The organism is Brucella pseudogrignonensis, from assembly GCF_032190615.1.
In the GTDB taxonomy this organism is placed as follows: domain Bacteria; phylum Pseudomonadota; class Alphaproteobacteria; order Rhizobiales; family Rhizobiaceae; genus Brucella; species Brucella pseudogrignonensis_B.
On the sequence record NZ_JAVLAT010000001.1, the window covers coordinates 1,546,573 to 1,573,338 of the forward strand.

Sequence of the window (26,766 nt, forward strand, 5' to 3'; positions counted from 1 at the left end):
AGAATGTAGATGATATTAATGTCATTGTAGGATGCAATTATCTTTATTAAAAAAATTAAATTTGATATTATATTGTTTATAAAGAATGGTGGAATGTAAATTTATTAATGTTTTTCTTAAATCTATAAGGACCACATGTGCTGTTCTGTAGATAGTAGTATGTATCCATTTTCATCTACATTTAGATACTTTCCATCGGACTTAATGTAGAAATGATTTTGAGCGATCCGTTCAAAACTAAAAAATATCTTTTTGATTTTTTCTGCTTCGGTATCGCAACCAACTACCCCATTCTTTTTTCCATGAGATATGGCTATGGCGCGGGTTCCAGACGCGAAGGGAGCGAAGAGAAACCCACCATTCTCCAATGAATCTGTGTTCCATATAAATAATACGTTTGGAGTAGATGAAATTTCCTCTTCACTTATAGTGAATAAAGCTGTTTCACCATTGTCAACAACCTTTGAGAACGTTACAAGTATTTGATTTGTTGGTATTGATTTAATGTATAGTTTCATAATTTTGTTTCCAGTGATCGTATTTGACTAATCATTTATAAGAAATCGGATTTTTGTTTATTAGGCATTGTGATTTTCCAGTAAGGCGATAAACGCTTTATGTGAGCCGTTTTGACGCAGCTTGTCTTAATTTGCGAAACGCTTGATGAGGTCTTAATGCACGCAGAGTTCGATAATCGCGCTTCCAATCTTTCACGCAGACCGCGCCTCACCACATTGGTGCGCCTGCGCTGGCTGGCCATTGCAGGGCAGACGGCAGCCGTCATGTTTGTGGCGCTTTATCTGCAATTTAGCTTCTCGATCAGTATTTGCCTTGCGTTAATCTCAGCTTCCGCATGGCTCAATCTCTATCTCGCCTTTCATTTTCCAAACAATCATCGTCTCAATCCGTCCGCCGCCAGTATCGTGTTGGCCTTCGATGTTCTGCAACTGGCAGGATTACTGTATTTAACGGGTGGCGTGCAGAATCCTTTCATCATTCTGATGATCGCGCCGGTTATCATCTCTGCGACTTCACTTTCAGTCCGGCACACGCTGGGGCTAGCCTTGCTGGCCGTGTTCTGTACTTCGTTTTTGATATTCTATCACCGCCCATTGCCATGGTATCCGGGTGAGACGCTGGTACTGCCATTTCTCTTTGTGGCAGGCATTTGGTGCGCGATTGTTTCGGCGCTCGGTTTCACCGGTGTCTATGCCTATCGTATTGCGGAAGAAACGCGTCAGCTGGGCGATGCCCTGACCGCGACCGAACTGATTTTGCAGCGCGAACAGCACCTGACCGCGCTTGATGGGCTTGCCGCTGCTGCTGCGCACGAGCTTGGCACGCCGCTCGCCACCATCACGCTGGTGGTTAAAGAAATGCAGCGCACTTATTCAAAAAAGGCGGATAGCGATCCTGCACTGGCAGAAGATATTGCGCTGTTGCAATCCCAGGCCGCGCGGTGTCGGGAAATCCTGCAACGTCTGACCAGCCTTTCTTCGGAAAACGAAGAGCATATGTCACGCTTGCCGTTCTCCTCACTGATCGAAGAGGTGATCGCGCCGCATCGCAACTTTGGTGTCGCGCTTGATGTTTCCAAGCTTGATGGGCCCAAGCCTGAACCTGTTGTACGGCGCAATCCGGGTTTGCTTTACGGCCTTGGTAATCTGATTGAAAACGCCGTTGATTTTGCGCGCAATGAGGTCAACGTGACATGGGGTTGGACGGACACCAATGTCACTGTTCTCATCCAGGATGATGGTGAAGGTTTCAAACCAGAGATTCTTGACCGAATCGGTGAACCTTATATGAGCAGCCGTGATGGCAGTCAGAATGGCGGCGGTGGGCTTGGTCTGGGACTTTTTATCGCAAAAACCTTGCTTGAACGCTCTGGTGCACAAATCAGTTTCAAAAATCGCAAAAATCCTGGCCAGGGAGCCGAGGTGAAGGTCGTTTGGCCACGTTCTGCTTTCGCTCTAAGTTGATGAATATGCTGGATAATCCATCTTTCGCTATCGAAAGAATTGGCGAGCAATAAAGGGTCCATCTAAAATCATTTTTATATGGAAAACCTAAAAAAGACTTTGCGAAAACAACAGTTTGCCTTGTTTCTATTTGTCAATTTTTTGCAAGGATTGCTTCAACAATTCAATGGCTATTTGACTTTTTGACGCAGGGGTATCAATAAAGGAACAAAAATACAGGCAGGAAGCACCCCATGGAAGACTTGAAGCAGGAAGACACCGAAGCCATTGGCAACGATCCAACCCTTCTTCTGGTTGATGATGATAAGCCTTTCTTGCAGCGCCTTGCTCGCGCCATGGAAGGTCGGGGCTTTCAGGTGACAACTGCGGAATCCGTTGAAGAAGGCATTGCGGCTGCAAAAGCTGCGGCACCTGCTTATGCTGTGGTTGATATGCGCTTGGGTGACGGAAACGGGCTTGATGTGATCGAAGCCATCCGCACACGCCGCACCGATACGCGTGCGATTGTGCTCACCGGCTATGGAAATATTGCAACTGCGGTGAACGCCGTAAAGCTTGGCGCTATTGATTATCTTTCCAAGCCTGCCGATGCGGATGAAGTGTTTGCTGCTTTGACCCGACGTCCGGGAGAAAAGGTTGCACCACCAGAAAATCCGATGTCGGCTGATCGTGTTCGTTGGGAACATATCCAGCGCGTCTATGAGATGTGCGAGCGCAATGTTTCCGAAACCGCGCGTCGTCTCAATATGCACCGCCGTACTTTGCAGCGCATTCTGGCAAAGCGCGCGCCTCGTTAATCAATATCGGTCTCCGGCACGTCTACACCTGCAAGCTCTGCCAGCGTTAGCCGCGCAGCACCTGCTCTGGCAAAGCGCAACATCAGCGCTTTGCGCGATGCACCGGAAAGTTTGTGTTCCGGTGCATCGCGCAGAATTTCTGCGCCATAGCCATCCGATAAAATGAAGCCGCAATCCTGCGGGAAGATTTCCCTTGGCACCGAAGGATGTGTCGCAAAAAACAGCCGGTCACAGTAAGCTCGATAGTCTGGCCACTTTCGGTCAGCCTTCCAGTCTTCAAGGGAAGATTTGATTTCCACGATCCATATTTCGCTTTTGCGACCGACGGCAATCAGGTCTGCGCGTCTGCCGGACGCCAGAGACAATTCCGGCAAAGTTGCCAGCCCCATTTCCAGAAACAGACGCTGGACGCCGCGACGGACAAGCATCGCATTTTCGGATTGTCTTCCGTCCGAAAGTGGATGCGTTTTATGGGGAATCACGATGGGCATACATGCACTTTAACGCCCAAAAACCGCATATTTCAAACGAATAAGCCTGAAAACCTGCGGCATTCCAGTGTTGAGAATTTGGAAAAGACGGCGGAAAAATGGCATAATCATGGATTTTTCAATTTACGGTTAACGGCTGGTTAATATTCCTTCGTCAAGCTTGCGGGGGAAATGAGCGATTCGCTCCTGACGATGGACCATCTCACTCTGGGAGAAATTTATGAAGTTTCGCGCCTTGCAGCTGACGGCAGCTCTTCTTCTTGGTGGCGCCCTTGCTGGCTGCTCCACAGTTGGCGGCACGTTCTATACAGCGTCCTATTCTTCTGTCACGGATGCCGGTTATACGATCCCCGCAATTCCAAATGAGAAAATTCCGCAGCAATATCGCCGTCAGATCGTCAAGTATCAGACCAGCGAAGCGCCGGGCACAATCATCGTCGAAACCGGCGAAAAGTTCCTCTATCTCGTGCTCCCGGACGGCAAGGCCATGCGCTATGGCATCGGCGTTGGTCGTGAAGGCTTCGGCTGGAATGGTACTGCACGTGTTGCGATGAAGCGTGAATGGCCGACATGGACACCGCCTGCACCGATGATTAAGCGCCAGCCGGAATTGGCGAAATATCGCAACGGTATGGGGCCGGGCCTCAAGAACCCGCTCGGCGCACGCGCACTTTATCTTTACAATAAAGGCGGCGACACTGGCTATCGCATTCACGGAACACCAGAGTGGTGGTCGATTGGGAAGGCTATGTCGTCGGGCTGCGTTCGCATGATGAATCAGGATATTCTTGATCTTTACGAGCGCGCCGAGCAGGGCGCCAAGGTTATCGTCCGATAATAGCAGATATGAAAAAGGCCGCTGAAAAGCGGCCTTTTTTTGAATTCAGTTCAGATTAAATTTGCTCAACCTGCTGAACTTCCGGCACGAAATGGCGTAGAAGATTCTGAATGCCGTGCTTGAGCGTCGCGGTCGATGATGGGCAGCCAGAACAGGCACCCTTCATATGCAGAAACACGGTGCCGTTTTCGAAACCGCGGAATGTGATGTCGCCCCCGTCCTGCGCCACAGCTGGGCGGACGCGGGTTTCAATCAGTTCCTTGATGGTTTCAACGATTTCCACATCGGCTTCATCAAAAAATTCTTCTTCACCGTGCTCGTCGCCTGCGCCAGCTGCAGCGTTGCCTGCCATGACATCGGCGCCTGACATGAAATGTTCCATGATCGTGCCGAGGATTGCTGGCTTGAGGTGCTGCCACTCGCCGTCATCCTTGGTTACTGTAATAAAATCAAAACCAAAGAAGACGCCGGTCACGCCGGGAACGGCGAAAAGCTTGGCCGCAAGCGGTGATGTATTACCCGCACTCGCCGCATCGCGGAAATCAGCTGTACCTTCAGGCATCACGACCTTGCCGGGCAGAAACTTGAGGGTTGCCGGGTTGGGCGTAGTCTCGGTCTGGATGAACATGTCCGTTCTCCGCTTTCAATATCAGAAATTTTTCGTAAGCATGGATACGCGTGCAGGCTGGTTTTGCCAAGAACGGTCCTACATAATCTGTCATCAATATAGGGTGATTATGTCACCGCATCAATGTCTTCATCTGAAAGGCCGGATGGAATCACGGTCACGGGGATCTGAAACTGGGCGCGGTTGGCCAGAGATTGCACGAGAGGGCCGGGACCTTCATTGCCCGATCCTGCTGCCAGAACCAGAATGGCAATATCCTGATCTTCTTCGATAAGACTCGGTAGTTCTTCGGTTATACGGCCTTCACGAATGATCAGTTCTGGTTCAATGCCCTGTTCTTCGCGCACTTTTGCGGCGAATTTCTCGAGCGTAGAACGGGCACGTTCCTCAGCTTCAGCACGCATGATCTCGCCAACGCCGAGAATTTGCTGGAAGTCTGAATTGTCGATGACAAAGAGCATCACGAGAGCGCCACTTGTGTTTTTTGCACGGCGCGCGGCATAGGTAACGGCGCGCCAGCATTCCGGCGTCTCGTCAATCACGGCAAGAAACTTGCGTCGGTGGCCGGCTTCCCGGCTAAGTCGTTTTGATACCATGGCGATAATGTGGCATTGCAAAGCGCTACCCGCAAGCGGGTAGCGCTGTAATTTAAAGAGGACTTGCTGAGATTTTGCCTATGGCGTGCCGAAAATTGTGATCAACGAGCACCGGCGCGCAGAGGATCGCAGTTTGCAGGCTTACAGAGCCGGAATATCGGCGGGTCTAGTCTTGGAGCCAGCCGATAATATCCCGCACATGGCGCATATTGGTTTCGGCAATCGCACTTGCACGCTCGCCACCATCTTTCAAAACGTTGTCGATATGGGCAGGATCAGCCACCAGACGGCGCATTTCGTGGGTGATCGGCGAGAGTTTTGAAACAGCCAGATCAGCAAGGGCTGCCTTGAATTCGGAGAACTGGCGTCCGCCAAATTCAGCCAGAATGTCTTCCTTCGATTTTGACGAAAGGGCTGCATAGATGCCGACGAGATTGTCGGCTTCCGGGCGACCTGTGAGGCCATCAAGTTCCGTTGGCAGACCGTCCGAATCGGTTTTCGCCTTGCGGATCTTTTTGTTGATGGTGTCTTCGTCATCGATCAGGTTGATGCGCGACAGGTCCGACGGGTCGGATTTCGACATTTTCTTGGTGCCGTCACGCAGCGACATGATACGCATGGCCGGACCCGAAATCATCGGTTCGGTCAGCGGGAAGAAGCCAGAAACCTGTTCATCTCCCACCTGCATGTCGACGCCGATGCCAAGCGAGGCAATACGGTCGGAATAGTCGTTGTTGAACTTCTGCGCGATATCGCGTGTCAGTTCGAGATGCTGTTTCTGGTCTTCACCCACAGGCACATGCGTTGCGCGATAAAGCAGAATGTCGGCAGCCATCAGGCTTGGATAAGCGAAGAGACCAAGCGATGCATTTTCACGGTCTTTGCCAGCCTTGTCCTTGAACTGCGTCATGCGGCTCATCCAGCCGATGCGCGCCACGCAGTTGAACACCCAGGCAAGCTCGGCATGCTGGCGCACGCGGCTCTGGTTGAACACGATGCTACGCTTGGGGTCGATACCCGCAGCCAGAAACGCTGCCGTCACTTCGCGGGTCGACTGGATCAGTTCGGCCGGATCAGGTGAGACGGTCAGCGCATGCATGTCTACAACACAGTAGATACATTCCTGCGTCTCCTGAACCTCGACCCACCGCTTGATGGCACCCAGATAATTACCGAGGTGAAGGTTTCCGGTCGGTTGAACGCCGGAGAAGACAAGCGGTTTGAACGTGCTCATGATTATATCCTGATGTTGGCCTTCGCCGGTGGAGAGCGAAGGTGTTTGATGACTTGCCTTTTCGCAGAGCCACAATCCGCTTTCAAGGAGAATTATGTGTCTGTACCGGCTTCCTTCTTCGTGCCACCGCGCTTGATGCCTCGTCGGATCATCGCCGTGTTCGCGCCACCAAGCCCAAAGGCCAGCGCAAAATAGACGACCATCGCCGCTATAACCATGGCCGCAAGAGTTCCGGCGCGTACGCCAAATGACGACGCTGATGAAAGCTCATGCGCAAAATAGCCGATGGCAAAATGAATGCCAGCCGCCATCACGCCGGCTGCAATCAGCAATCGCGGAATACGGGTGAGCAGCGGAATATCATTGCCCCAATGACCACGCTTTATCAGCATTGCAAAGAGCAATGCGGCATTGATCCAGCCCGCTGTGATCTCTGCAATGGCGATGCCGGTTGGTCCCATACGCGGAAACAGCGTGAGGGCGAGGGTTATATTCATCGCAACCGAAATGGCTGCAAAGATCATGGGTGTGCGGGTGTCTTCGCGCGCAAAGAAACCCGGAAGAAACGCTTTGATCAGCACATAAGCTGGCAAGCCGATGCCATAAATCGCCAGAATGCTTGAAACAACAAGTGTTGATTCTGCACTGAACTGTCCGCGTTCAAACAACAGTCGGACAATCGGTTCTGACATGACGAGAAGGGCCGCCGCAGCCGGAAGTGTGAGAAACAGCGTGAACTCAACCGATCGATTTTGCAGGTTAGAAGCTTCCTTCATGTGCCCGCCGCGCAAAGCACGCGACAATTCCGGCAGAAGCACGGTCGCAACCGCAATCCCCACTACGCCGAGAGGCAGTTGGTATATCCGGTCGGCATAAACAAGCGAGGAAACTGCACCCTCCATGCCCGAGGCGATATTGGTGTTGATCAGCAGATTGATCTGCGTGATGCCACCAGTAATTGCGGCTGGAAATGCGAGAACAAGCAGACGTTTGACGCCGGGCGTCAGGCGCGGGCGCCGGAACCCGATTTTGATACCTGCGACGCGGACATCGATCCAGACGATGGCGAGCTGCACCAGACCTGCCGCCATTACGCCCCATGACAGCGCATAGCCGACGGCGAGCGCGTCATATCCCTGCCACCAGCTGAAGGCGAGAACCGCAATGAGGATGATGTTGAGAAAGACCGGCGCTATGGCTGCCGCGAAATAGCGATGCAGCGAATTGAGCATTCCGGCCATCATCGATGCCAGCGACATACAGGCAAGATAGGGGAACATGATCACGGCGAGCCGCACGGTATTGTCAAATTTCACCGGGTCATCAGTAAAGCCCGGCGCAATGACTGTGCGCACGATAAACGGCATGGAGAGTTCCATGGCAATCGTGATGAACATCAGCACTGTGAAGAGGACGCCGAACACCTCTTCCGAAAAGCGACGCGCGCCGTCTATGCCATTGTTCTCGATTTCTTTTGCAAACAGCGGCACGAAGGCAGCGTTGAACGCGCCTTCGGCAAACAGTCTGCGGAACGTGTTTGGGAACCGGAAGGCCGCATTGAACGCATCCGCGACTGGCCCTGTGCCGAGTGCCGCTGCCATAAACATTTCACGCGTGAAACCGAATATACGGCTCATCAGCGTGCCAGAGGCAACGGTTGCGAACTTTTTGACCAAACTCATTCGATTAAAATACCTATATTATGCTGCTGCACGGCCATTGGTCTTAGCGGTATTTTCGCCACTAAGAACGGCAGTAAGTTTGCGTCTGATATTGCCCTGCCGCGTTGCGTTTGAAATTTTGTGGCCGACGAGATCAGTAACATAGAAGCTGTCGATCACCTTTTCCCCGAACGTGGTGATATGCGCCGAAGCAATATCCAGTGACAAGTCAGAAATAAGGCCCGTCAATTCTGACAAAAGGCCGGGGCGATCAAGCCCCTCCACTTCAATCACGGTGAATTTGTCGGAAAGTGTGTTGTTTATTTCCACACGCGGCTCGACTTTGAATGCCTTTGCGCCGCGTTTTGGCTTTGTTCGTTTGGCCAAAACATCGGGCAGATGCGCTTTGCCGGACAGCACATCCTCAATCACCTTGCCCACACGTTCGGCACGGCGGCGTTCGTCTTCGTCGGTGTCAAACTCGCGGCTGATCAGAATTGTATCAAGCGCGCGTCCATCGCCGGTTGTGAAAATCTGCGCATCAACAATATTGCCGCCAGCGGCAGCACACGCGCCGGTGATGATCGATAAAAGGCGCGGATGATCCGGCGCAAGAACGGTGATTTCCGTGACTGCTTCAAATGTATGCGGCTTGGCCATGGTAGCCAGCGCACGATCGTTGCGGTCCGCTTCGCGGATGAAATGCGCGTGGCGCACCTGATCATCAAGGCTGACCGTGAGGAAATAATTGGTGTAATGCAGGCCAAGATAGGCGTTGCGTTCGGCTTCTGACCAGTCACTCAATTTTTCGGCCAGCGCTGCGCGTGCCTGCCTGTCGCGATCTGCACGCGGAAGTTTTGAGAAGCCACCCGTAAGAACCAATTCGGTTTCAAAGAACAGCGTGCGCAGCAGCTGGCCTTTCCAGCCGTTCCAAACACCGGGACCCACACCCTTGATATCGCAGACCGTCAGGATCAGCAGAAGCTTCAGCCGTTCCATCGTCTGAACCGTATCGGCGAAATCGACAATCGTTTTGCGATCATTGAGATCGCGTGACTGCGCAATCATGCTCATGGTCAGGTGTTCGCGCACCAGCCATTCGACGGTTTCAGTTTCGGATTTAGAAAGGCCGAAGCGCGGGCAAAGTTTTTTGGCAATGCGTGCGCCGGCAATCGAATGATCCTCGGGGCGTCCCTTGGCAATATCATGGAGCAGCATTGCCACATAAAGAAGATTACGGTCGCGTTTGAGTGTGGAAATCAGTTGATTTGCAAGCGGATGCTCGTTTTCGAGATCGCCATGCTCAATCTCGGAAAGCACGGCAATGCAGCGCAGCAGATGCTCATCGACAGTGTAATGATGATACATGTTGAACTGCATCATCGCGACGATCTTGCCAAAATCCGGGATAAATTTGCCCAGCACGCCCGATTCATTCATCCGCCTGAGAATGAGTTCGGGATTGCGCGGCGAGGTCAGAACTTCGAGAAACAGCCTGTTGGCTTCCGGATTCTCACGCAGGTCCGCATTGATGAGTTTCAGCGAGCGCGTGAGCTGTTGCATGGCATCGGGATGAAATTCCAGCCCGAGCTTATCGGCCAGATGGAAGATGCGGATAATGTTGACCGGATCGCGTTTGAACACATCAGCATCGGCAATATTGATGCGATGATTTTCAGAGATAAAATCGTTTGTACCAGCGAGCTTGCGCTTGCGGTTGGAAAAGGTCAGGAAGATGCGATTAAAGCCCGGAACATGCTTGGCCTGCTGTTCTTCGAGCGCCGCACAAAGAATGCGCGTGAGATCGCCCACGTCTTTTGCCACGAGGAAATAATGCTTCATGAAGCGTTCGACATAGTTCTGGCCGGGATGGGCGGTATAGCCGAGACGCTGCGCGATTTCCGGCTGAATGTCGAAGGAGAGGCGTTCTTCTGCCTTCAGCGTTGCAAAATGCATATGGCAGCGCACGGCCCAGAGAAAATCTTCCGCCTTGTTGAAAAGCCTCAGCTCCGCGCGTGACAACACGCCGAGCTTGACGAGTTCTTCCTTGCTTTTGACGCGGTAGAAATATTTGGCGATCCAGAACAGCGTATGCAGATCACGCTGACCGCCTTTGCCTTCCTTGACATTCGGCTCGACCAGATAGCGGGTTTCACCTGCCTTACGATGACGGTTATCACGCTCGGCAAGCTTGGCCTGAATGAATTCTGGGCCGGTATCCTTGACGACTTCTTCGTCAAAACGTGTGACGAGAGAGCTGAAAAGATCGCGATTGCCGATGATAAAACGCGCATCCAGAATGGCGGTGCGGATGGTCATATCTTCGCGCGAAAGGCGAATGCATTCGTCGATATTGCGCGTGGAATGGCCGACTTTCAGCCCCATATCCCACAGCATATAGAGCATATATTCCGCAACCTGCTCACCCCACGGCGTCTGCTTGTAGGGAAGCAGAAACAGAAGGTCGATATCAGACCCCGGCGCAAGTCCGCCGCGCCCATAGCCCCCCACAGCCACAATCGCCATGTTCTCTGCTTTGGATGGGTTGAGTGCCGGATAGACTTTTGTGCTGGTGAATTCAAAAAGCGCGCTGATCAGCGTGTCCATCAGATAAGAAAGACGCCTAGCACAAAGCGTGCCACCACCATCCTTCATCAGCATGTTTTCGGCGTTGCCCCGACCGCGTACGAGCGCATCTTTGAGCGCATGCAAAACCACTTTGCGAACGGGGAGGCTTTGGTAGCTTTCGTCAGCTGAGTCCGCGAGCTCGTTAATCTTGCGACGCAATGCGTCTGGATTGACGATGTCTTCAAGCTTCAGGTCGTGTGCGCTCATTCGGCTCGTGTGTCCGGCTTGCCATAGCGCCGTGCGTCCGATTGGACGCACAAAAGACGCTATGCATTGTTGAATTTACCTCGCGTGCTTTGCAAAGCACGAGACGTAAGAGGAAACTGACAGAACTATCCTATAGCCGGTTTTAAATTGTATGAATATTCAAAAGAAAAGGCCGGGGATTGCCCGGCCTTTATTATTCCAATTGGTTTGTTCAGTTGCCAGCATTATAGGCGGCAATGGCCGCCATATTGACGATATCGGTATCTTTGGCGCCGATGCTGACGATCTGCGCTGGTTTATCGAGACCAACGAGTAGCGGGCCGATAATCGTCGCGCCGCCCAGTTCCTGAAGCATATTGGCTGCAATCGATGCCGAGTGATTGTCAGGCGTGACGATGACATTGGCCGGACCGGACAGGCGGATGAAAGGATACCGTTCCATCAACTTCGGGTTCAGCGCCACGTCAACACTCATCTCGCCGTCAAATTCGAAATCGACATGACGCGTATTGAGGATGCGCACGGCTTCCTGAATACGCGTTGCGCTTTCGCCGCCCATATGGCCGAAGGTCGAAAATGCGGTGAGTGCAACACGCGGCACATAGCCCATCCGGCGTGCCATGCCTGCGGCTTCAACAGCGATATCGGCAAGTTCTTCGGCCGTTGGCTTTTCGTGCACGGCAGTATCCGCGATGAACACAGTGCGGCCACGGCAGAGCGCAATGGAAACACCCACCAGACGATGACCCGGCTTTGAATCAATCACACGGCGCACATCTTCAAGGCCTGTTGCATAGTTACGGGTGATCCCCGTCACCATGCCATCTGCATCGCCAAGGGCAACCATACACGCCGCAAAATGATTGCGGTCATTGTTGATCAGGCGATGGCAATCGCGTGTCAGATAGCCTTTGCGCTGGAGTTTTTCGTAAAGGTAATCCGCATAGACCGAATTGCGGCTTGAAAGACGCGCATTGATCACTTCAATGCCCGGACGGTTGAGGTCAAGGCCAGCTTCCTTGGCGGTTTCAGCCACACGTTCTTCTCGGCCCACAAGGATCGCCGTACCAAGGCCCTGATTGACGTAGGAAACGGCAGCACGCATCGTTGGCTCTTCTTCGCCTTCGGCAAAGACAATGCGCTTTGGCTGACGGCGCACGCGCTCATAAATGCCGCGCAGCGTGGAGGCAATTGGATCGCGACGGGCGAGCAGTTCCTGCTTATAGCCCTCAATATCTTCAATCACGCGCCCGGCGACCCCGGTTTCAATCGCCGCTTTTGCAACAGCTGCCGAAACGGTTGCCAGCAAACGCGGATCGAACGGAACGGGAATGATATATTGCGGACCAAAACGCGGACGGCTGCCCTGATAGGCGGCAACCACATCATCCGGCACGTCTTCGCGTGCCAGTTCCGCAATCGCATGGACGGCTGCAATCTTCATCTCGTCATTGATCGTGGTGGCACGCACATCGAGTGCGCCACGGAAAATATACGGGAAACCGAGAACATTGTTGACCTGATTTGGATAATCCGAACGGCCTGTGGCGACAATGGCATCGTCACGCACTTCGGCCACGTCTTCCGGTGTCACTTCCGGGTCCGGATTGGCCATGGCGAAGATGATCGGATTGGGTGCCATCGAGCGCACCATTTCCTTGGTCAGAGCGCCCTTTGCCGAAACGCCGAAGAAAATGTCTGCATCTTTCATCGCGTCTTCAAGCGTGCGCTTGGACGTTTTGATAGCATGGGCCGACTTCCACTGGTTCATACCTTCTTCACGGCCCTGATAGACGACGCCTTTGGTGTCACAGAGGGTGACGTTTTCGGACGGAAAGCCGATGGCCTTGATCAGCTCAATACAGGCAATGCCTGCCGAGCCGGCGCCATTGCAGACGAGCTTGGTATTCTTGATGTCGCGGCCCGTCAGTTGCAGCGCATTGATCATGCCTGCTGCGGCAATGATGGCTGTGCCATGTTGGTCATCGTGGAAAACCGGAATATCCATCACTTCGCGCAAGCGCTGTTCGATGATGAAGCAATCCGGTGCCTTGATGTCTTCGAGATTGATGCCGCCGAAGGATGGGCCGAGATAGCGCACGGCATTGATGAATTCATCAATGTTTGTCGTATCGACTTCCAGATCGATGGAATCCACATCCGCAAAGCGCTTGAAGAGGACGGCCTTGCCTTCCATGACGGGCTTTGAAGCCAGTGCGCCCAGATTGCCAAGACCAAGAATGGCGGTGCCGTTGGAAATGACCGCAACCAGATTGCCCTTGGCCGTATAATCATAAGCCGTGGCAGGGTTTTCGGCGATTGCCTTGACGGGTACTGCGACGCCTGGCGAATAGGCCAGAGACAGGTCGCGCTGCGTGGTCATTGGTTTGGTGGGATTGATTTCCAGCTTGCCCGGGCGACCGTGAGCGTGAAAGTCGAGCGCTTCCTTCTCACTGGCTGTGGGTGTGCGTTCTGGCGTGTTGCCCTTCGGCGTCGAGACTGGCATGTTCCCTCCGGTTTCTTCTGCGGGACGATTTCGATAACGCCAGTCCGCGGGAGTGTAAACAACGCATTTTGGAATAGATATTGATCCGAAAAAGCATGATATCGATATTATTATGTCTTTAAATGGATTTAAATCGCAATAAATGAAGGTTTGGCATGGAAGCGAAGGTCGAAGAAGAACAGTTGGAAGCGGATGAAAATAACACGCAGGAAACCGTTGTTCGCCTCACGCCCATGATGGAACAGTATATTGAGATCAAAGCTGCGAATGTTGATTCGCTGCTTTTCTATCGTATGGGCGACTTTTACGAGCTGTTCTTCGACGATGCGGTTGAAGCCTCCAAAGCGCTGGGCATCACGTTGACCAAGCGTGGCAAGCACCTCGGTGACGATATTCCGATGTGCGGCGTGCCGGTTCATGCTTCCGATGACTATCTGCAAAGACTGATCGCCAAAGGCTATCGCGTTGCGGTGTGTGAACAGATTGAAGACCCGGCGGAAGCCAAGAAACGCGGCTCGAAATCGGTGGTCCGCCGCGATGTGATCCGGCTGGTAACCCCCGGTACCATCACCGAAGAAAAGCTGCTTGATCCATCCGAAGCCAATTATCTGATGGCGCTGGGCCGTACCAAAGGCGACGGCGCGTTGGCGCTCGCATGGATCGATATTTCGACAGGCACGTTCCGCGTTTCGGAAACGAGCGAAGACCGGCTTTTTGCCGATGTTGCGCGGGTGGACCCGCGTGAGTTGATCGTGGCGGATACGGCTTTTCACGATGCTGATCTGCGTCCGACGTTTGATCTTATCGGCAAGGCGGTTATCCCGCAGCCTGCAACCCTCTTTGACAGTGCGGCTGCTGAAAATCGCATTCAGCGCTATTTCAATGTGGCGACGCTGGATGGTTTCGGGCAGTTCAGCCGCTCCGAGCTTTCCGCCATTTCCGGTGCCATTGCCTATATTGAAAAGACGCAGATTGCCGAGCGTCCGCCGCTGATGCGACCTGAACGCGAGCAGGAAGGTGGCACGATTTTCATCGACCCTGCCACCCGTGCAAGCCTTGAAATGGCCCGCACCATGTCGGGCAATCGCGAGGGGAGCTTGCTCAAAGCTATTGACCGCACGGTCACAGGCGGGGGAGCGCGTCTTCTTGCCGAGCGTCTGACGGCTCCTCTGACCGATCCCAAGGCGATTGCGGAGCGTCTTGATGCTGTTTCATGGTTTTTAAGCGAACAATCAATTTGTGAAGCAATTCGACTGGAGCTTAAAGGCGTACCGGATATGCCGCGCGCGCTTTCGCGTTTGGCGGTTGGTCGTGGTGGTCCGCGTGATTTGGGTGCCTTGCAGCGGGGTTTTGAAGCCTCCAACGGCATCGCTTCTATACTTGAAGGCACAATTCTGCCCGATGAATTGGCTGCAGCGCGTGAAGCCATTGAGACATTGCCGGTGAGCTTTGCGGCCCATATCGACCGCGCACTTGCCGACGAAATGCCGCTGTTAAAGCGCGATGGCGGCTTCGTGCGCGAGGGCTACAACACAGAACTCGATGAAATGCGCGCGCTGCGTGATCAGTCGCGGCGTGTCATTGCTGGACTTCAAGCCGACTATATCGAGGAAACCGGCATTAAAACGCTGAAAATCAAGCATAATAATGTACTTGGTTACTTCATTGAAGTGACGGCCAATAATTCCGGCACCATGACCGATACGGTCGAAGCCAAAGGCCGTTTCATCCATCGTCAGACCATGGCCAATGCCATGCGTTTTACGACCACCGAACTGGCCGAACTGGAAAGCAAAATCGCCAATGCGGCTGATCGGGCGCTTTCCATCGAGCTTGCAATCTTTGAAGAACTGACTGCCGAAGCAGTCAGCCATGCCGATAGCATCCGTGCTGCTGCTGCAGCACTTTCTGTTTTCGATGTGTCTGCTTCACTCGCAGTGCTTGCCGATGAGCAGGGCTATTGCCGTCCGCTGGTCGATGACAGTCTGTCTTTCAACATCGTCGCTGGCCGTCATCCGGTGGTGGAGCAGGCGCTGCGCCGTCAGGCTGCCAATCCGTTTGTGGCCAATGATTGCGATCTCTCACCGCAATCAGATGGCGGAAATGGAGCAATCTGGTTGCTGACTGGCCCGAATATGGGCGGTAAATCGACCTTCCTGCGCCAGAATGCGCTGATTGCGATAATGGCGCAGATGGGGTCGTTTGTGCCTGCGGGTTCTGCGCAGATCGGCGTAGTGGACCGCTTATTCAGCCGGGTTGGTGCATCGGATGATCTGGCGCGAGGCCGTTCGACCTTCATGGTGGAAATGGTTGAAACTGCCGCCATTCTCAATCAGGCGGGCGAGCGTTCGCTGGTCATTCTCGATGAGATTGGTCGCGGTACGGCAACCTTTGACGGGCTTTCGATTGCCTGGGCGGCGGTTGAATATTTGCACGAGAAGAACCGCTGCCGCGCATTGTTCGCAACCCACTTCCATGAAATGACGGCACTTTCTGAAAAGCTCGACCGGCTGTCGAATGTCACCATGCGGGTGAAGGAATGGGACAATGATGTCGTGTTCCTGCATGAAGTGGCAAAGGGGGCGGCGGACCGTTCTTATGGCGTGCAGGTTGCGCGTCTTGCTGGGCTTCCCGAAGCTGTCGTCAACCGTGCACGCGATGTTTTGCATCAGCTCGAAGCCGGTGAAACATCGGGCAAGGCTGACAAACTGATCGATGATCTGCCGCTGTTTTCAGTCGTGCTGAAACAGGAAAAGCCAAAGCCGCAAGCGAGTGCAAAAGACAGCGAGTTGTCCAAGGCTGTGGCTGACATCAGCCCGGATGAGCTGACGCCGCGTGAAGCGCTTGAGCTGATTTATAAGCTCAAAGAATTGGCGGGCAGAGCGTAAAATCAAAAAGGCGAAGCTGGTGCTTCGCCTTTTTATTTATACAAAACGATTGGCATCCGCACCGTAATAGGTGATGTAACGGCTGGAAATGCGCTCAATCGGCAGGATGATGAAAACATCCGTTGTGCCAAAAGCTTCATCAATTACTGCGCCATCGCCGATCATCGCACCAAGACGCAAGTAGCCTTTCACCAGTGGCGGCATCGAGAACAGTGCAACCTTGGTGTTGATAGCTTCCTTCGGCATTAAATCCATTGGCTGATAGCGATGTGGCAGCGCGCGCACATCCCAATCAGGCGTTGCACGGCAATTCTGATGCAGGAACGACAGTCCCAGCGCATGTGCAGCTGGCACGGCTCCATGGAACGATGCACAGCCAAACATCACATCAATCGAATGACGACGGCAATAGGCCCATGCACCCTGCCAGAGCAGCTCAACGGTACGCTTGGAGCGGTATTCCGCTTTAACGCAGGACCGGCCAAGCTCGAGAAGTCTCAAATCAGGGCGCGAAAGCGCGAGACGCTGCACGTCATATTCATCTGCCGAATAAAAACCGAGCGCTTTTTCGGCCTGTTCGCTGCGCATCAGGCGATAGGTGCCAACGATCTGCTGGTGTTCAGGGACAGGAAGGGCAGTGTCATAAACAAGAAGATGATCGCAAATGGCGTCGAAGCGGTCTGCATCTCTCAGTTCAACTTCTTCAATGCTTTCCTTGCGGGCACCCATTTCTTCGAAGAAGACGCGAAAGCGCAACTCCTGCGCCGCTTCTATGGCATCGCGGGAGTTGGCCAGCCGAACTTCAAGCGAACCGATGCGTCCCAGAACAATGGGATCGCCATTGGTTGCGAAGAGTGCCTGCTGTGCTTCTATACCCGACATGATCGTATCATCGATGATTTGCTGGCTCATTCCAAGCAGAGTTGACATGATGATTCGCTCCTGATCCTGTTATTCACGCATTCCTGAATGGCTTGCTGCGGTAAAGGATGATTTGTTTCATACCCGCCATAGCAATAAGCATTGAGTGCTACGCGAGGATGACAGAAGCGTGTCACCAATGTGTCAAATGGTTTGAACCGAACTTATCCCCTTCAAAAAACTGTTAAATTTGAATTCAAACTAAGCGAAAGCCCCTGTGCAATCAAGACTTTCGCTTGGGCTGCAAAAAACAACCAACAAAAATGGTTAGCGTGCTGCTTTTTCGCGCCGCCATCCAAGAAATTCTTCCAGAATGATCAGTGCCGCACCGATGGTGATAAAAGTGTCCGCCAGATTGAAAACAGCAAAAGACCATGTCGGCAGATGGAAGAGGATGTAATCGACCACATAGCCGTGCATGACACGGTCGATCAGATTGCCAATCGCACCGCCCACAACAAGCGCAAAGCCATAGCGCGCAAAGATGCGATTGGATGGATTGGTCCACCAGAGATAGAGCACGAAAACAATGACGGCTGCGGTAATTGCGACCAGTCCCCAGTCGTGTAGCCATGCCAGCATCGAGAATGCGATGCCTTCATTATGCGTGCGAAACAGCGCAAGAAACGGCAGAATATCAATCTGCTCGTGATAACCCATCCGGGTTTCAACGAGATATTTGACGCCCTGATCGATCAGAACCGCAAAGAAGACAACGAAAAACGATGACAGGACGGCGTGGCGCTTCATCCGCTAGTTCTTTCATCAAGGGTGAGGGCATCGCGGCGAATTTCATAGAGCATGACGCCAGTTGCAATCGCCAGATTGAGCGAATCAGCCCGGCCCGCCTGCGGAATACGCGCAAGCTTGTCACAGCTTTCTGCCAGATTGTCCGGCAGTCCCTGCTGTTCATTGCCCATCATCAGAATGACCGGCTTTTTGGCATAAGGGATCGTGCGATAATCGACAGCACCTTTCAGATGCGTGCCCACAAGAAGCCCTGAAAAGCCTTTGCGCCAGTTGAGAAACTCGGATTCCGTTGTCTTATAAAGCGGCATCGAGAACACCGAGCCCATGGTGGCGCGCACGGTTTCCAGCGAATAAGGATCGGTGGTGTCGCCAATCAGGATGATGCCCTTGGCACCAACCGCGTCGGCGGTTCGGATAACAGTGCCAAGATTGCCGGGATCACGCACACGATCAAGTGCGATGTAAACATCATTGCCTTTTGGCTTGAGGCTTGCAAGCTGCTGATATTGCTGCTCGAAAACGCCAACCACCATCTGCGGATTATCGCGGCGTGTGATGGCAGCCATGATCTTTTCAGTCACTTCCAGCACCAGTCCGCCTTTGGCAAATGTGCGGGCTGCAACTTGCTCAACCATCTTGTTGCCCTTGCCCGATTTGGCAAAAACAAGCGTCTTGATGCGCCAGTCCTGCTCAAAGGCATCAATGACGAGCTTCAAGCCTTCGGCCAGAAACACGCCCTGCTGGTCGCGAAACTTTTTCAGCGCGAGCGAGCGCAGATCTTTGACAATCGGATTTGTCAGGCTTGTGACTTCTTTTACCTGACCGACGCGTTGGCCTGAATGCTGGCCCGAATGTGAATTGCCGCTTTTGGAAAAATCGTCGTCTCGGCTCATTTTGCTACCCAGCGGCTGAACATGGAGGTGGAAAGCGCACGCTTTGAGGCACGTTCGCGAAGAATAAGTTCGCCCGATTCGACCGTTCCGCCAAGCCCGGTGAAGCGGTCGCGGACCAGTTCATGAATGGCAAAAAAGGAAGCGCGGATCGAATAGGCGGTCAGAATGACGGCCAAAGCTTTTGGCGAAAGGATCGCACGGCAGGTATCGACCATTGCAGGCAGATGTTCGAACAACTGCCAGACTTCACCGTTCGGACCACGGCCATAAGCGGGCGGATCAAGCAGGATGATGTCATAGGTGCTGCCGCGGCGCTCTTCGCGCTGCACGAATTTCATAGCATCTTCGCAGATCCAGCGGATTGGCTTGTCCGATAGTCCGGCCATGTCCTGATTTTCGCGTGCCCAGACGATTGCTTTCTTCGATGCATCGACATGGGTGACTTCAGCGCCAGCGCGTGCAGCGACAAGCGAAGCTACACCTGTGTAACCAAACAGATTAAGCACTTTTACAGTGCGGCCCGACTTGGCTGCATCACGGATAAGCTTGTCCATATAGGACCAGTGTGCGGCCTGTTCCGGGAACACGCCGACATGACGGAACGATGTGAAACGGCCATGAAATGAAATGCCGTCATGCTGCATCGGCCATGTTTCGCCGAGTTGCTCACCAATCGGCAGCTTTGGAAATGCCCAGCGGCCCATGCCTTCTTCATCGGTATTGCCGGTAAAGACTGCGTCGGCTTTGTCCCATTCGCATTTGTCGAGGCTTGGAAGCCAGATGGCCTGACCTTCCGGGCGGATGATGCGATAGGGGCCGTATTGTTCGAGCTTGAGACCATCGCCGCTATCAAGCAGCGCATAATCATCTGATGGCTCAGTTTCCAGAATGACAGGTGCGCGTTCGCCGGGAAGCTCGCCTTGATACGCTTTGATTTCGCGCGCAGGGCTGGCTGCAACGTGCTTTTCTTCAGCGGGCTTAACAGGTGCCTTAGCGAATTGCGGGCGTGGCTTTTTAAAGAACGTGCCCTTGTCGTCAGGCTTGTTCCCTTGTCTTGAAGCCGAACGCGGTTCTTCATGCTTTGCGCGGCCTGAACCGCGCTGCTCTTTACCGCCTGTTGGCTTTCGGCCTTTTCCTTTTGGCGCCTTCACCCGAAACTCCGTTTATTATTTTGGGTTTAGGTAGGGCAAATGCTGCCGGAACGAAAGTGAAAAAACGAAAAGCCGCAATCAGACCTTGGTGAGAGTGTTAGACGCGTGGCGTTTTTCGGCTGATTCGGCGCGTTCGAGAAGCTGTGAGGCTTCTTTTTTATAATAGCGACCACGACGGCGGTGCTTGCCTTGCGTCAGCCAAGTCACGGCAGCACCAATCAACGCGCCAACGATGAGCGCGCCAAACAGCCATATAAACAGCGGCGCCTGATAGGTCAGTGCTGGATTTCCGGGATTGAACGGATCAATTGTCAGGCCAATCGTTTGACGATTGGCCACCGACAAGGCGATCAAGATGATCGCTAGCGGCACAAGAATGACAATTGTTATGACGCGCTTTGCCACCATGACAGATCAGATGGCGCCGTTGAGACGGTCGCGCAGTTCCTTACCCGTCTTGAAGAACGGAACCCACTTTTCTTCGACGTCCACCGTGTCGCCGGTGCGTGGATTGCGACCGCTACGCGCTGGCCGGTTTTTCACTGAGAATGCGCCAAAGCCGCGAAGCTCAACGCGATTGCCTTCAGCAAGGGCGGTTGTGATCTCATCAAAAACCGCTCCAACGATGTTTTCAACATCGCGCTGGAAAAGATGCGGATTACGGCTGGCGATAATCTGAACGAGTTCTGATTTGATCACGGCTTTTAACCCCTGTGGTTATGGTGTCCAACAAACGGACTCAATTATTTGCCGGGTTGTTGCCCGGCTTTCCGTCAACGTGCCAAACGGAGAGAAGTCCGTCAAGGAAGATACGATCTTTAGCGATTTCATTAAGTAATCCATTGGCTTCCTGAGGCAAGCCCAGAAGTTTTGCGCCAGCATGAATAATGAGATCGCGCAGCGAAAATCCGGTGTCTGCGCTGACCGGCTTCCATTCAAGTTTCGGCAGATCTTTGGAAATGCCTTTGCTTGTCAGCCAATCAATCGCTTCCTGCTCTCCGCCCAACCCGTCAATCAGCTTTTTCTCCAGCGCCTGACGGCCCGTGAAAACTGCACCATTGGCGAGCGCCAGCGCTTCTTCATGTGTGAAAGAGCGGCGTTCCTGCACAATGCCGACAAACCAGTCATAGGAATCCATGATCATGCTGCGGATCATGGCTTTGGCTTCTTCGCTTGCCGGGCTGAAATAGTTCGGCTCTGCTTTGAGAGGAGAAGACTTGATAGCCTCAACCTTCACCCCAATTGTATCAAGCAGTTTTGACAGATCGGGATACTGGAACAACACACCTATCGAGCCGACAATTGAGGTTTGATGCGCAATAATATGGTCTGAGCCAGCGGCAATCATATAGCCGGCAGAAGCCGCAAGTGTACCAACTTGGGTGACGACTGGCTTGTTTTTGGCGATTCTGCGCACGGCCTCATAAATTGTTTCGCCACCAACGGTGGTGCCGCCGGGAGAATCAAGAATGAGGATTACGGCTTTCACATTGTCGTCATCGGCAATCTTGTTCAGACGCTTGAGAAGCTCTTCATTCTCAAAAATAGTGCCTTCGATGCGCACTTTCGCAACATGCGGCGTGGCAAAATTTGTTCCGCGCATGGAATAGGAGGCGATGCCAGCGATCAATAGAGCCAGCAGAAGGAGAAACGCCACGCGCCAGACAGTCAATTTACGGCGTAACTTGCGTCTTTCGATCAGGGCTTCGGCATCTTGAGCCATTCGGTTGGTCCATTCATTCAACAAACACGATAAATAATAATTGATGCCTTTTATTATATGGTTCGCAATTGGGGAAGGTGGCGCGCTTCCCTTGTGCTCGGACTGGAGACTATAAACAAATTTAGTTTTATGTTAACAAGGAATTGATCAGGCTATCAGTTAGTTCTGAAAAGACCAGAATATGTGGTTTTTCCAGTGTCTATGCCTGTTTTGCATGGCAGGTGCGTTGTTTTGTGGTCTGTAACAGGCTTGAGTAGCAGGCTATTCAACCCCAAATAAGTCATATTGAGCCGAAATAGCATTCGACGAAAGATGTTGATCCTAAGATTTTCGTAACCAGTTGAGCAATAAAGCGAGCTCAAAGGCTGACGAAAAGCCTGAAACGATTGAAAGAGACTATGAGCGTTGACACACCACATATACATGTTTCGCGAGGAGCTGCCGCGGCAGTTTCTGAAAGCGCGGGCATGCGTTTTGGCGCGTCTGAAAAGGCAGCCTCAATTTTTCGTGCTGCCCAACGTCATTCGGTCCGCGTGCGTGTGCTCAAGATTGCTTTGCCTGTTGCTGCTGTCGCGCTTGGCGCAGTCTTTTCCTGGTATACATTTCTCGCGACGCCTGCCACGCCTGTAAAGGTCGAAGTGAACAATGGTGGCGAGAGCGGTAAGCTTGTTATGACTAATCCGCAGCTTAATGGTTATACGAAGGATAATCGCCCTTACTCAATGGTTGCTTCAAAAGCTGTGCAGGATGCCAAGAATAGCGGTTCGATTGCGCTGGAGGGCATTTCTGCAGAGCTACCGGTTGGCGAAAAGGGCAACGCGAAGATTGAAGCTGCATCCGGTGTTTACGATAATGCAAATGGTCGTTTGCAACTTGATAAGGATTTTACTGTTACCACTGATGAAGGCTTACACGCCGTCATGCGTAACGCAGATGTCAATCTCAAAACTGGGCAAGTGAAAACCGACAAGCCTGTTGATATCCGCAATGGTAATACGCAGATAAGTGCTGATACTATGCAGATCAAAGAGAGCGGCAAGGTACTCATCTTTGAAAACAAAGTGCGTGTAGTGATTGACGGTGATGCAGTTTCAGGTGACAAAACGCCCGAAAGTGATCACGCGGGTTAGTTTCCAAAAAACAAGCGCACATTCGTGGCGCGTTTTTGGAGAATTGTGATCCGGGTTTTGCGCAGTCAGATATTTTATCTGGCTGCGTTAAGTTTAAGATCAGGGCCTATGAATTATGGTCTGATGTATGGTTTTGAAAGGTTGATCGACTTTTCAGAACGGTTTAAGCGTCAGACAGTTATGAATTGCGCTGGACCTGATCCCGAGGTGGGTCTTTAGGGGAAGTAAAGCGATGGAACGCGAGACGGGCACGATGAAAAAGAGCTTGAAGACCCGCACGTTGCGGATGGGATTTGCGGCTTTGGCGCTCGGTCTTGTTGTTGTATCCGGTGTAGCGTCGGCTCAGGAGGGCCAGCAGGTTCCCTTCGGTAGCCTCAAGCTCTCTGATGGCAAAAACCCTATAAAGATTGATGCCGACAAACTTGAAATGCTCGACAAAGAAGGCAAGGCTATTTTCACAGGCAATGTTGCTGTGATGCAGGGCGATGCGCTTTTAAAATCCGGCAAGATGATCGTCTTTTATAACAAGGATGCACAGGGTGAGGGCGGTAAGCCCGCTGGTGGTACTGCCGGCCTGAGCGGTTCTGGCATTGATCGCCTCGAAATCAGCGGCAAGGTTTATTTGAAATCCGGTACGCAGGTCGCGACGGGTGATACCGGCACTTATGACGGTAAAAGTCAGGTCATGGTTTTGCAGGGACAGAAAGTTGTCCTTACTGACGGCGATAATGTCGCTACCGGTTGCAAGCTGACGGCCAATATGGGCACCGGCAAGGCTTTCCTTGAAAGCTGTAAGGGTCAGAGCAAGGGTCGCGTTTCGATCATTATGTCGCCCAAGGATCAACAGCAGGGCGGCGCTGCGCCCAAATCGAATTAACCGGAGCGCACGTGGGATTGTTCTGGAATAAGAAAGCCGACGAGCCGCAGGCCGTTTCTGAAAGTGCTACACCTTCATCTGCTGTGGACGGTATGATGCCTGCACAGCCGGGTAAAGAAACACGCCTCAAGGGTACTCTGGTGGCGCGTGGGCTTTGCAAGAGCTACCGCGGACGTCAGGTCGTCAACGGCGTGTCTTTTGGTGTTCGCGCTGGTGAAGCTGTCGGCATTCTTGGCCCGAACGGTGCCGGTAAGACGACGTGCTTCTATATGGTGACCGGCCTTGTTCCGGCAGATGCCGGTTCAATCGAGATTGATGGCTTCGATGTAACGTCGATGCCAATGTATCGTCGTTCGCGCCTCGGCATTGGCTATTTGCCTCAGGAAGCATCGATCTTCCGCGGTCTTTCGGTCGAAAATAATATCAAAGCCGTGCTGGAAGTGGTCGAAAAGGACCGCAAAAAGCGCGCGATGGAACTCGATGCTCTTCTGGAAGAGTTTCATATTTCGCATCTGCGCAAAGCTGCTGCAATTTCGCTGTCGGGTGGTGAACGCCGCCGTCTCGAAATTGCCCGTGCTCTTGCGTCGCGCCCGAACTTTATGTTGCTCGATGAGCCTTTTGCGGGTGTTGACCCGATCGCGGTTTCCGATATTCAGCAGCTCGTGCGCCATTTGACCAGCCGTGGCATTGGCGTTCTGATCACCGACCACAATGTGCGCGAAACACTCGGCCTGATTGACCGTGCTTATATTATCCATGCGGGTCAGGTGCTGACCCATGGGCGCCCGGCAGAAATCGTCGCAAATCCTGACGTGCGCAGGCTCTATCTCGGCGATCAGTTTACGCTTTGATTCTTCCGCGTTTCCACAAGCATGTGGAAACCGCTTCCCTCCTTCCTGTGTATGACGCGACAACTGCCTCAGCAGTCGCGTCATTTTTGCGACTATTTTCCTCTTTTCTCGAAAAAACGCACATTCAGAATTGACAAGCAAGGTTCATACCAGTTTTGATGAACTGCACGCTTTAATTGAAAACAATTCAGGAACATGTTGCGTGCCAGCTCAATTGCCGTTCGGGAAACGGGGGGATTACGCACCGCATGGCTCTGTCGCCAAAGCTTGATTTTCGTCAGTCGCAATCGCTGGTGATGACACCGCAGTTGATGCAGTCCATCAAGCTGTTGCAAATGACGCATATTGAGCTGGAACAATTTATCGACATTGAGATCGAGAAAAATCCGCTTCTGGACAGAATAGAAGCTGCAAACGACGATTTTGCAGAGCCTGAAACTGCGAGCGATAGCGCAGACTCATCGGATGCTTCATCCGATGAAGACTGGTTTAAGACTGACAGCGTGGCCGACGCGCAGAATCTTTCATCGACCTTTGACAGCTCGTTAGAAAATATTTTTCCAGATGATCCCGGCCGCTCCGATGATGCGGGGTCCATGCTTGATCCGCAGTGGAAAACTTCCGGTGGGGATAGTGGAGGCGCAGGCGGCAGCTATGATATTGATCAGCTTACCGCGAGCCGCCCGTCTTTGAATGAGCATGTTGCTGAGCAGATTGCCCTCTCATTCAGCAATCCAGCTGATCGTTTTATCGCCACAGCGCTGGCCGATGCACTCGATGAAAGCGGTTATTTGCGCGCCGACACATCGTTGCTCGCGCAAAACCTCGGCGTTGAGACCGAACATGTTGAGTGCGTGTTGCATGCGGTGCAAGGTTTTGATCCGGCGGGCATTTTTGCACGCGATCTGCGCGAATGTCTGGCGATCCAGCTTCGGCTGAAAGATCGATATGATCCAGCAATGGCGGCTTTGATCGATAATCTTGAGCTGCTGGCGCGGCGGGATTTCGCTTCGCTCAAGAAGCTTTGTGGTGTCGATCAGTCTGATCTTCTCGATATGTTGAGTGAAATAAGGGCACTTGATCCTAAGCCCGGCACACAGTTTGAGGTCTCGGTTGCTGATGTGATTACACCTGATGTGCTGGTGTCGCCGACAAGTGATGGGGGGTGGGCAATTGAGCTTAACCCTGATGCGATGCCGCGCTTGATCGTTAATAACGAATATTATGCCGAAGTCAGCCCTTCCGTGAAGGCGGACGAAAAAGCATTTCTGTCTGATTGCATGCAGTCCGCAAGCTGGCTGGTGCGCAGCCTTGATCAGCGTGCGCGAACGATTCTGAAAGTCACACAGGAAATCGTGCGTCAGCAGGATGGCTTTCTTCGCGATGGGGTCACGCATCTCAAACCTCTGAATCTGCGCACTGTTGCCGATGCAGTCGGTATGCATGAATCAACCATCAGCCGCGTGACGGCCAATAAGTTCATGGCAACCACGCGTGGCGTGTTTGAGTTGCGCTATTTTTTCAATGCATCCATTGCTTCTTCAGAGGGGGGTGATGCCCATTCATCCGAAAGCGTGCGTCATCGTATCCGTCAGATGATTGATGCAGAAAAGCCTGATGACGTGCTTTCCGATGATGCAATTGTTGATGCGTTGAAAAAAGACGGAGTGGATATCGCACGCCGTACAGTCGCAAAATACAGGGAAGCGATGAATATTGCCTCATCGGTTCAACGCAGGCGTGAGAAAAAAGCCAGATTATCCGCAAGATGATCAAGGGTATTCGTAGCTGATCAGAATGAAGTACGCTTTTGGTAACGTTATGGAATCGTTCTGGAACTTCCATAATCACTAGAATCTGGCTTTATTTAAATTTGCTTTTTCCTAATAGACCGGGCGCATTACATAAGAAGTGACCAACAGAGGCCGCGATTGACAATTGACGTTTCAGTCAATAGAAGCCCGGCTCGCATAACGATATGCACCTGCAATAGCCGGATTTCCGGTGTTGACCG

The 26,766-nt window shown here is 52.6% G+C and carries 23 protein-coding genes; 8 read left to right on the forward strand and 15 right to left on the reverse strand.

Annotated elements, in window-relative coordinates:
* Window positions 1-122: 122 nt before the first annotated feature.
* Window positions 123-518, reverse strand: coding sequence for a hypothetical protein (locus RI570_RS07460; protein ID WP_313827779.1), 396 nt, complete (start codon window positions 516-518; stop codon window positions 123-125).
* Between the two features lie 156 nt (window positions 519-674).
* On the opposite strand from RI570_RS07460, the gene RI570_RS07465 reads away from it, so the two are divergent.
* Window positions 675-1,982, forward strand: a complete 1,308-nt coding sequence (locus tag RI570_RS07465; RefSeq protein ID WP_313827780.1) for an ActS/PrrB/RegB family redox-sensitive histidine kinase — start codon at window positions 675-677, stop codon at window positions 1,980-1,982.
* Window positions 1,983-2,215: 233 nt separating this feature from the next.
* Window positions 2,216-2,779 carry a global response regulator transcription factor RegA gene (gene regA / locus RI570_RS07470; protein WP_313827781.1) on the forward strand — a complete coding sequence of 188 codons (564 nt, stop codon included), beginning with the start codon at window positions 2,216-2,218 and terminating at the stop codon, window positions 2,777-2,779.
* On the opposite strand, the gene RI570_RS07475 is transcribed toward regA, so the two are convergent.
* A complete protein-coding gene (locus RI570_RS07475) occupies window positions 2,776-3,270 on the reverse strand; it encodes an MmcB family DNA repair protein (RefSeq protein WP_313827782.1) in 495 nt (164 codons plus the stop codon). The genes regA and RI570_RS07475 overlap by 4 nt on opposite strands.
* A 220-nt stretch (window positions 3,271-3,490) precedes the next feature.
* Between RI570_RS07475 and RI570_RS07480 the strand changes: the two genes are divergently transcribed.
* Window positions 3,491-4,108 (forward strand): L,D-transpeptidase, encoded by a 618-nt coding sequence (locus RI570_RS07480; protein WP_313827783.1) that lies wholly within the window; start codon window positions 3,491-3,493, stop codon window positions 4,106-4,108.
* Between the two features lie 55 nt (window positions 4,109-4,163).
* Here the strand turns inward: RI570_RS07480 and RI570_RS07485 are convergent, their stop codons facing one another.
* The 6 genes from RI570_RS07485 to RI570_RS07510 all read right to left on the reverse strand — a co-directional run bounded on the left by RI570_RS07485 (window position 4,164) and on the right by RI570_RS07510 (window position 13,568).
* Entirely contained in the window at window positions 4,164-4,736 is a 573-nt protein-coding gene (locus tag RI570_RS07485; RefSeq protein WP_313827784.1) for a NifU family protein, read from the reverse strand.
* 107 nt (window positions 4,737-4,843) lie between these two features.
* Complete coding sequence (locus RI570_RS07490) at window positions 4,844-5,332, reverse strand: universal stress protein (RefSeq protein ID WP_313828589.1); 489 nt, start codon at window positions 5,330-5,332, stop codon at window positions 4,844-4,846.
* Between the two features lie 166 nt (window positions 5,333-5,498).
* Window positions 5,499-6,566: a tryptophan--tRNA ligase gene (gene trpS / locus RI570_RS07495; RefSeq protein WP_313827786.1), complete on the reverse strand. Its 1,068-nt coding sequence runs from the start codon at window positions 6,564-6,566 to the stop codon at window positions 5,499-5,501.
* Window positions 6,567-6,658: 92 nt separating this feature from the next.
* The gene (gene murJ / locus RI570_RS07500; RefSeq protein WP_313827787.1) at window positions 6,659-8,248 is read right to left on the reverse strand and encodes a murein biosynthesis integral membrane protein MurJ; all 1,590 of its coding nucleotides are present in this window, start codon (window positions 8,246-8,248) and stop codon (window positions 6,659-6,661) included.
* 18 nt (window positions 8,249-8,266) lie between these two features.
* Window positions 8,267-11,062, reverse strand: coding sequence for a [protein-PII] uridylyltransferase (locus RI570_RS07505; protein ID WP_313827789.1), 2,796 nt, complete (start codon window positions 11,060-11,062; stop codon window positions 8,267-8,269).
* A gap of 211 nt (window positions 11,063-11,273) precedes the next feature.
* Window positions 11,274-13,568, reverse strand: coding sequence for an NADP-dependent malic enzyme (locus tag RI570_RS07510; protein WP_313827791.1), 2,295 nt, complete (start codon window positions 13,566-13,568; stop codon window positions 11,274-11,276).
* Between the two features lie 155 nt (window positions 13,569-13,723).
* Between RI570_RS07510 and mutS the strand changes: the two genes are divergently transcribed.
* Window positions 13,724-16,456 carry a DNA mismatch repair protein MutS gene (gene mutS / locus RI570_RS07515; RefSeq protein WP_313827792.1) on the forward strand — a complete coding sequence of 911 codons (2,733 nt, stop codon included), beginning with the start codon at window positions 13,724-13,726 and terminating at the stop codon, window positions 16,454-16,456.
* A 36-nt stretch (window positions 16,457-16,492) separates the two neighbouring features.
* Here mutS and RI570_RS07520 read toward each other — a convergent pair whose 3' ends face one another.
* From RI570_RS07520 to sppA, 7 genes are all read right to left on the reverse strand, one after another.
* Entirely contained in the window at window positions 16,493-17,386 is an 894-nt protein-coding gene (locus RI570_RS07520) for a GNAT family N-acetyltransferase (RefSeq protein ID WP_313827793.1), read from the reverse strand.
* 258 nt (window positions 17,387-17,644) lie between these two features.
* Window positions 17,645-18,127 (reverse strand): signal peptidase II, encoded by a 483-nt coding sequence (gene lspA, locus RI570_RS07525; protein ID WP_313827794.1) that lies wholly within the window; start codon window positions 18,125-18,127, stop codon window positions 17,645-17,647.
* The gene (locus RI570_RS07530; RefSeq protein WP_313827795.1) at window positions 18,124-19,020 is read right to left on the reverse strand and encodes an RNA methyltransferase; all 897 of its coding nucleotides are present in this window, start codon (window positions 19,018-19,020) and stop codon (window positions 18,124-18,126) included. The genes lspA and RI570_RS07530 overlap by 4 nt, the downstream gene beginning before the upstream one ends.
* A complete protein-coding gene (locus RI570_RS07535; RefSeq protein ID WP_313827796.1) occupies window positions 19,017-20,171 on the reverse strand; it encodes a class I SAM-dependent methyltransferase in 1,155 nt (384 codons plus the stop codon). Before RI570_RS07535 ends, RI570_RS07530 begins: the two co-directional genes overlap by 4 nt.
* Before the next feature lie 78 nt (window positions 20,172-20,249).
* Complete coding sequence (locus RI570_RS07540; RefSeq protein WP_313827797.1) at window positions 20,250-20,579, reverse strand: LapA family protein; 330 nt, start codon at window positions 20,577-20,579, stop codon at window positions 20,250-20,252.
* A 6-nt stretch (window positions 20,580-20,585) separates the two neighbouring features.
* The gene (locus RI570_RS07545) at window positions 20,586-20,870 is read right to left on the reverse strand and encodes an integration host factor subunit beta (protein ID WP_250039129.1); all 285 of its coding nucleotides are present in this window, start codon (window positions 20,868-20,870) and stop codon (window positions 20,586-20,588) included.
* Between the two features lie 40 nt (window positions 20,871-20,910).
* Window positions 20,911-21,894, reverse strand: coding sequence for a signal peptide peptidase SppA (gene sppA, locus RI570_RS07550; protein ID WP_313827798.1), 984 nt, complete (start codon window positions 21,892-21,894; stop codon window positions 20,911-20,913).
* A 398-nt stretch (window positions 21,895-22,292) separates the two neighbouring features.
* Between sppA and lptC the strand changes: the two genes are divergently transcribed.
* The 4 genes from lptC (at window position 22,293) to rpoN (ending at window position 26,524) form a co-directional block, all read left to right on the forward strand.
* Entirely contained in the window at window positions 22,293-23,024 is a 732-nt protein-coding gene (gene lptC, locus RI570_RS07555; RefSeq protein ID WP_313827799.1) for an LPS export ABC transporter periplasmic protein LptC, read from the forward strand.
* Between the two features lie 232 nt (window positions 23,025-23,256).
* A complete protein-coding gene (locus RI570_RS07560) occupies window positions 23,257-23,901 on the forward strand; it encodes an LptA/OstA family protein (protein ID WP_313827800.1) in 645 nt (214 codons plus the stop codon).
* An 11-nt stretch (window positions 23,902-23,912) separates the two neighbouring features.
* A complete protein-coding gene (gene lptB / locus RI570_RS07565) occupies window positions 23,913-24,752 on the forward strand; it encodes an LPS export ABC transporter ATP-binding protein (protein WP_313827801.1) in 840 nt (279 codons plus the stop codon).
* A 248-nt stretch (window positions 24,753-25,000) separates the two neighbouring features.
* Window positions 25,001-26,524: an RNA polymerase factor sigma-54 gene (gene rpoN, locus RI570_RS07570; protein WP_313827802.1), complete on the forward strand. Its 1,524-nt coding sequence runs from the start codon at window positions 25,001-25,003 to the stop codon at window positions 26,522-26,524.
* Window positions 26,525-26,766 lie beyond the last annotated feature (242 nt).

What these genes read in the sequence shown, in the direction of transcription:
- RI570_RS07460 (WP_313827779.1), bottom strand. Translation starts at nt 518, where the DNA reads ATGAAACTATACATTAAATCAATACCAACAAATCAAATACTTGTAACG.
- RI570_RS07465 (WP_313827780.1), top strand. Translation starts at nt 675, where the DNA reads ATGCACGCAGAGTTCGATAATCGCGCTTCCAATCTTTCACGCAGACCG.
- regA (WP_313827781.1), top strand. Translation starts at nt 2,216, where the DNA reads ATGGAAGACTTGAAGCAGGAAGACACCGAAGCCATTGGCAACGATCCA.
- RI570_RS07475 (WP_313827782.1), bottom strand. Translation starts at nt 3,270, where the DNA reads ATGCCCATCGTGATTCCCCATAAAACGCATCCACTTTCGGACGGAAGA.
- RI570_RS07480 (WP_313827783.1), top strand. Translation starts at nt 3,491, where the DNA reads ATGAAGTTTCGCGCCTTGCAGCTGACGGCAGCTCTTCTTCTTGGTGGC.
- RI570_RS07485 (WP_313827784.1), bottom strand. Translation starts at nt 4,736, where the DNA reads ATGTTCATCCAGACCGAGACTACGCCCAACCCGGCAACCCTCAAGTTT.
- RI570_RS07490 (WP_313828589.1), bottom strand. Translation starts at nt 5,332, where the DNA reads ATGGTATCAAAACGACTTAGCCGGGAAGCCGGCCACCGACGCAAGTTT.
- trpS (WP_313827786.1), bottom strand. Translation starts at nt 6,566, where the DNA reads ATGAGCACGTTCAAACCGCTTGTCTTCTCCGGCGTTCAACCGACCGGA.
- murJ (WP_313827787.1), bottom strand. Translation starts at nt 8,248, where the DNA reads ATGAGTTTGGTCAAAAAGTTCGCAACCGTTGCCTCTGGCACGCTGATG.
- RI570_RS07505 (WP_313827789.1), bottom strand. Translation starts at nt 11,062, where the DNA reads ATGAGCGCACACGACCTGAAGCTTGAAGACATCGTCAATCCAGACGCA.
- RI570_RS07510 (WP_313827791.1), bottom strand. Translation starts at nt 13,568, where the DNA reads ATGCCAGTCTCGACGCCGAAGGGCAACACGCCAGAACGCACACCCACA.
- mutS (WP_313827792.1), top strand. Translation starts at nt 13,724, where the DNA reads ATGGAAGCGAAGGTCGAAGAAGAACAGTTGGAAGCGGATGAAAATAAC.
- RI570_RS07520 (WP_313827793.1), bottom strand. Translation starts at nt 17,386, where the DNA reads ATGTCAACTCTGCTTGGAATGAGCCAGCAAATCATCGATGATACGATC.
- lspA (WP_313827794.1), bottom strand. Translation starts at nt 18,127, where the DNA reads ATGAAGCGCCACGCCGTCCTGTCATCGTTTTTCGTTGTCTTCTTTGCG.
- RI570_RS07530 (WP_313827795.1), bottom strand. Translation starts at nt 19,020, where the DNA reads ATGAGCCGAGACGACGATTTTTCCAAAAGCGGCAATTCACATTCGGGC.
- RI570_RS07540 (WP_313827797.1), bottom strand. Translation starts at nt 20,579, where the DNA reads ATGGTGGCAAAGCGCGTCATAACAATTGTCATTCTTGTGCCGCTAGCG.
- sppA (WP_313827798.1), bottom strand. Translation starts at nt 21,894, where the DNA reads ATGGCTCAAGATGCCGAAGCCCTGATCGAAAGACGCAAGTTACGCCGT.
- lptC (WP_313827799.1), top strand. Translation starts at nt 22,293, where the DNA reads ATGAGCGTTGACACACCACATATACATGTTTCGCGAGGAGCTGCCGCG.
- RI570_RS07560 (WP_313827800.1), top strand. Translation starts at nt 23,257, where the DNA reads ATGGAACGCGAGACGGGCACGATGAAAAAGAGCTTGAAGACCCGCACG.
- rpoN (WP_313827802.1), top strand. Translation starts at nt 25,001, where the DNA reads ATGGCTCTGTCGCCAAAGCTTGATTTTCGTCAGTCGCAATCGCTGGTG.